This window comes from Lactobacillus fornicalis, from assembly GCF_055362665.1.
The window spans coordinates 1-4737 of the sequence record NZ_JBLTIM010000045.1 but is presented as its reverse complement, the minus strand read 5'-3'; the positions used below and the strand labels follow the sequence as shown (position 1 = coordinate 4737).

Below are 4737 nucleotides of genomic sequence, written 5' to 3'. Positions count from 1 at the left end.
ACAAAAAATTTGACAGTTTCCATAAATATCCCCCTAATAGCATAAATTTATAGATAAAATTATCTTATAATAGCATATTATAATAGAAAAAGTTTATAATTGTTACCTTTTTCAATTAAATAACTTATTATTAAATCTCAAGCAAACACTTATATACCAGCTAATCACTATGCTATATTCCCCTCAAAAAAATAAAAAGCAAAAAAAATGATAAAGAGCCAAAAGTTGATGCATTTGACTTTTTATCAATTTCATAATCATTATTTTTTTACTAAGGTCAACTTATTTTCTATTGTTTTTCTTGAAAAATCCATGATAGCCAACAATCGAAGTCAAAATCAAAACTATAATTCCTAAAAGGGATACTTCACTTTTTTGCAAACCAGTTTGGGGGAGTTTCGTTGCAAAAAAGAATATTTTAGTGGGAGTTTGGGGAAATGTTATTGTTGGGGAAAGAATTTTTTCAATATTTGATTGAGGAGTATTCGAAGTTGGGATTGTTGAATTATAGCTAGAATTTGAATTATTTGATTTGGCTGTATTATCATCTCTATTTCTACTTTCTAAATTTTTTCTACTAATTACTGTATTTTTTAAAGTGGAATTAGATCTAGTCGCTGCACTAACTAATTGACTATTTATATAACTAATTCCACCAATCAAAATTAAAGAAGAAATTATCATGGTATATCTTTGCAAAATTTTTCTTACCATTTTCTTCCCTCCTTTAATTTTGTTGCTTTTAGCTTAACCCCTTTTTTTGAAAAAAGTTTGAAGAACTCACGAAAAAATAGCGAAAAAAATAGCACTTACGTGCTACAAATTTTGCCACAAATGTGCCATATCTTCTGGATCATCAATTTCAACTGTTACTTTTTCATCAGTAAATGGATCAGGGAAACTTAAATGGGAACAATTTAAAGCTTGTCTAGTAAAATTATCCACTGAGCCATATAATTTATCACCAAATAACGGATGCCCAATATGAGCCATATGCACCCGAATTTGATGCGTTCTCCCTGTAAAAAGACGCAATTTAACTAAACTAGCGTCATCTTTCTGGGCTAAGACTTCATACTGTGTCACAGATTTTTGCCCATTAGGAGTAACATAGCGTTTCACACTATCATCAATCTTACCAATTGGGGCAGTAATCAATCCTTTTTGGTGTTCAGAATTGAAGTTACCATGAACAATTGCATGGTATTCTTTTACAAAAACGTCCTTTTTTAATTCACTGAACTTACTATGCGCAACAGCATTTTTTCCAACCAAAACTAGCCCACTAGTATCTCTATCTAAGCGAGTTACAATATGTGGCTTTAAAAAAGCTTGCTCGGAGCTTTTTTTCTTTGCGAAATACCCCATAACGCGATTTACAACAGCATCCTTATCTTCATATCGTGAAGGTATCGACAAAACTGCCGCTGGCTTATTAATTACTAGATAATTATCCGTTTCTAATACAATTTTGACCGACTTATTAGATGCCTTCAAAAAGTTATTGACTTTTTCCTTCCCCATTACAAATAAAACTTCATCACCAACTTTTAATGTGAAATTTGTAAATCGACGCCGATGATTAACTAAAAGCATCCCACCATTATGCTTAGCGTTAACAATTGCCTGTTTTGATAACTTTTTCTTACTCAAAAAAGGTCCCAAACGTTTGGGATCTTCTTCACTTACTATAAATTTAAAAATTTTCATTTAGCCAATAAATGCATCTCCTACTCTTGACCAAAAATGATGATGACCGAACTTATCAAAGTGAATTCGCTGCTTAGAAATACGATAGATTACTCGATTAACGTGATCAACTGGTATTCGATTACCATCAATTATCAAAATCAAATTATGCCCATCATTAGGCAAGATTGTAATCCATTCATCAGGGGCAATCACAATTGGTGACCCGATTGTTCTAAAGACCCTATTATTAATAGAAGCGATTTCTGTCATTTGCAAGGCCTTTAATCGTGGATGAATTACTGCCCCACCTAAAGCCTTACTATAAGCTGTTGAACCTGTTGGGGTAGAAACACAAATGCCATCTCCCCTAAAATTTTCAAACAACTCACCTTTAATATAAATATTGGCAACTAAAGTTTTTGAAATTCGCTTAATACTTGCTTCATTCAAAGCTAGAAAACGTTCTTGCCTGCCATCATCCATCACTAAAGTTAACTCTAATAGCGGATAGCTTGAAGTAGATGGTGCTGTCGTACATAAAGCATCAACCATTTGGTCAATATCATAATTTCGCCAATCTGTATAAAAGCCCAGATGCCCCGTATGAACACCAATAAAACGAACTGAATCAACAATCTTTTCATATTTATGAAAAGCCGATAATAATGTGCCATCCCCACCAACTGAGATGACAACATCAGGCTGATGTTCATCTATAGTTATTTGCTTTTCTGCTAATAATTTTTTCAAATGTTCAACTACTTCTATAGTCTTTTTATGACTATTATTGATAATTGCTACTTTCATTATTGTCCCTTGCCCTTGTTTTGATTAAATACCTTTTGGGCATCTTGTACTTCTTTACGAATAGCACTCATTTCTTCATCAAGTTGATATGCTGCTTCTGCTGTTGATTTAAGTCTTTTAGAAACATCTTCAGGATATTTACCTTGATATTTATAACTTAATGTATGCTCAACAGTTGCCCAGAAATTCATCGCTAAAGTTCTAATTTGAATTTCCGCAATTAAAGTTTTTTCTCCTTCTGGTAAGAAAACCGTATACTTGATAACCATATGATAAGAACGGTAACCTGAGGGCTTTGCAGCATGAATATAATCACGCTCCTCTACCACCTGCATATCACTACGTTCATGAATCAAATCAACGACTTTATAAATATCATCCACGAATTGACACATGATTCTTATACCAGCAATATCTTGCATATCAGTTTCAATAACTTCTGGACTAATTATTCGACGTTGCATCTTTTCTTTAATGGAGTCGACAGTTTTCACACGGCCAACTACAAATTCAATTGGTGAATGCTCACCACGAGTTAAAAAGCCTTGTCGAAGACTTCTAAACTTGACCTTTAATTCTTGAACGGCCTCGTTATATGGCCATAAAAAGGTATCCCAATCAGTCATGCTCATTGTCCTCCTTATATTTTTTCAAACACAATTATTCTAACATAACCCAATACCTTTCTCACAATATAAAACTAGATAGCTGTATAATAAAAAACAAAGGAGTGACAACATGAGTAAAAATCGAGAAATTGAATCTAAAACTTTATTAGAAAGAAAAGTTTTTTCCGCTATTTTAAAAACTTTTCCTAGCAAAAAAAGCTTTACTCAAATAAATTATTATTTTGATAACGATAAAGAGACTTTAAAAAATAATAAAATAAGTCTGCGAATTCGGCTTTACCCAGATAAAGCCGAACAGACTATGAAGGTGCCTGCTAAAAAACTTTGTCAAGAAAATTATCATGAGGTTATTGAAATTAACGATTCCCTCTCCCTGAAAGTCGCACAAGAAATTGTCGAAAATAGTTTAAATGGTGGGGTAACAATTTTTGAAAATAATTGTGGTAAATACTTATTTGATAACTTCTCTGATATTTGCCAAGATTTAAAAATTTTCTCTTATTCTAAAACTACTCGCCACTTATTAGTGGGACCTAATGACTGTGAACTAACACTTGACGAAACTTCTTACCCTGATGGATATCGAGATTTTGAACTAGAAATCGAAAATGATAATCCTGATTTAATAAAACAAACCTTGAATACTTTAATTCAGCAATTTAATTTTCATCCTAATTCCAAAAATACTAATCAAAATAAAATTGCAAGAGCTAGTCTACATAGAAATTAGGCAAAAAAATAGCATAATGCCCATACATTCGCTAAAATATAGATGAATAAATTTGTTGGAGGCTTAGAAACCATGTTTGAAGTTTTTATGTTTGTTAATCCAATTGGCACTTGTTGCTACCAAACAGAACAGACAATTATGAAAACCATGAAAGAGGCAGATGCGATTACTCGTTATCATCTGATTCCTTTAGCAAATATGAAAACAATTCAGAGTGATTTGATCAGAAAACATAAGTGTCCTACTAATTTAGAGACATATAATCACGCTAGTGAAGAAACTTTTGCCGCTTTGAAAGATTATCATGCTATTAAAATGGCTTATGGCAATAAAATAGCACGTAAATATTGCTTAGCAGTACAACACAATATTAATGACCTTAATAAAGAATACAACACTGGCTTATTTAAAAATCTGATTCAGGAATTGGGCTTATCTATTCCTAAAATTCAAAGTGCTCGCATGTCCACATACTTAAATGAATCCATTGCTGCAGATGAACGCTTAGCACAAAAATGGCATATTAATGATACGCCAACAACTGTCATCTTCAATGATGAAGACGAAAATAGTGGTTTAATTGTTGAAGGTCATTTACTTCACGATGAGCTTTTACAAATTATTAATGGTAACGAGAGCCCTGATTTTAATGAACTTTCAGCATCACTAATTAGACTCCATTCAAGTAACTTACGATTATTATAAAAATAGCAACCTAAACATGGGTTGCTATTTTTGTTATATATTTTTCTACACTAGTCATTGTTCCTGGATTGCGCCAACTATTAAACAAATAATCAGGCAAATCATTTAAAGTTAGCTTATTTAAATACAATTGCTCAGCAATTTTTATCCCTAACGAGACCGTAAAATAGTTTG

At 32.3% G+C, this 4737-nt stretch carries 6 protein-coding genes; 2 read left to right on the top strand and 4 right to left on the bottom strand.

Features of this window, described 5'->3' with window-relative positions; all coding sequences use genetic code 11:
- Window positions 1-282: 282 nt before the first annotated feature.
- The 4 genes from ACNDLV_RS07500 to yjbM form a co-directional block, all read right to left on the bottom strand.
- Window positions 283-714 (bottom strand): LPXTG cell wall anchor domain-containing protein, encoded by a 432-nt coding sequence (locus ACNDLV_RS07500; protein WP_006587035.1) that lies wholly within the window; start codon window positions 712-714, stop codon window positions 283-285.
- 102 nt (window positions 715-816) lie between these two features.
- The gene (locus ACNDLV_RS07495; RefSeq protein ID WP_006587036.1) at window positions 817-1710 is read right to left on the bottom strand and encodes an RluA family pseudouridine synthase; all 894 of its coding nucleotides are present in this window, start codon (window positions 1708-1710) and stop codon (window positions 817-819) included.
- Window positions 1711-2499, bottom strand: a complete 789-nt coding sequence (locus ACNDLV_RS07490; protein WP_006587037.1) for an NAD kinase — start codon at window positions 2497-2499, stop codon at window positions 1711-1713. It abuts the gene before it with no gap.
- Window positions 2499-3125 carry a GTP diphosphokinase gene (gene yjbM / locus ACNDLV_RS07485; RefSeq protein WP_006587038.1) on the bottom strand — a complete coding sequence of 209 codons (627 nt, stop codon included), beginning with the start codon at window positions 3123-3125 and terminating at the stop codon, window positions 2499-2501. Before yjbM ends, ACNDLV_RS07490 begins: the two co-directional genes overlap by 1 nt.
- 112 nt (window positions 3126-3237) lie before the next feature.
- On the opposite strand from yjbM, the gene ACNDLV_RS07480 reads away from it, so the two are divergent.
- Both ACNDLV_RS07480 and ACNDLV_RS07475 read left to right on the top strand, forming a co-directional pair.
- The gene (locus tag ACNDLV_RS07480) at window positions 3238-3858 is read left to right on the top strand and encodes a CYTH domain-containing protein (protein WP_006587039.1); all 621 of its coding nucleotides are present in this window, start codon (window positions 3238-3240) and stop codon (window positions 3856-3858) included.
- 72 nt (window positions 3859-3930) lie between these two features.
- Window positions 3931-4563, top strand: coding sequence for a DsbA family protein (locus ACNDLV_RS07475; protein WP_022091250.1), 633 nt, complete (start codon window positions 3931-3933; stop codon window positions 4561-4563).
- Window positions 4564-4737: the final 174 nt, after the last annotated feature.

Excerpts from the sequence above, each read along its gene's own strand:
- ACNDLV_RS07495 (WP_006587036.1), bottom strand. The coding sequence starts at position 1,710 with ATGAAAATTTTTAAATTTATAGTAAGTGAAGAAGATCCCAAACGTTTG.
- ACNDLV_RS07475 (WP_022091250.1), top strand. The coding sequence starts at position 3,931 with ATGTTTGAAGTTTTTATGTTTGTTAATCCAATTGGCACTTGTTGCTAC.
- ACNDLV_RS07480 (WP_006587039.1), top strand. The coding sequence starts at position 3,238 with ATGAGTAAAAATCGAGAAATTGAATCTAAAACTTTATTAGAAAGAAAA.
- yjbM (WP_006587038.1), bottom strand. The coding sequence starts at position 3,125 with ATGACTGATTGGGATACCTTTTTATGGCCATATAACGAGGCCGTTCAA.
- ACNDLV_RS07490 (WP_006587037.1), bottom strand. The coding sequence starts at position 2,499 with ATGAAAGTAGCAATTATCAATAATAGTCATAAAAAGACTATAGAAGTA.
- ACNDLV_RS07500 (WP_006587035.1), bottom strand. The coding sequence starts at position 714 with ATGGTAAGAAAAATTTTGCAAAGATATACCATGATAATTTCTTCTTTA.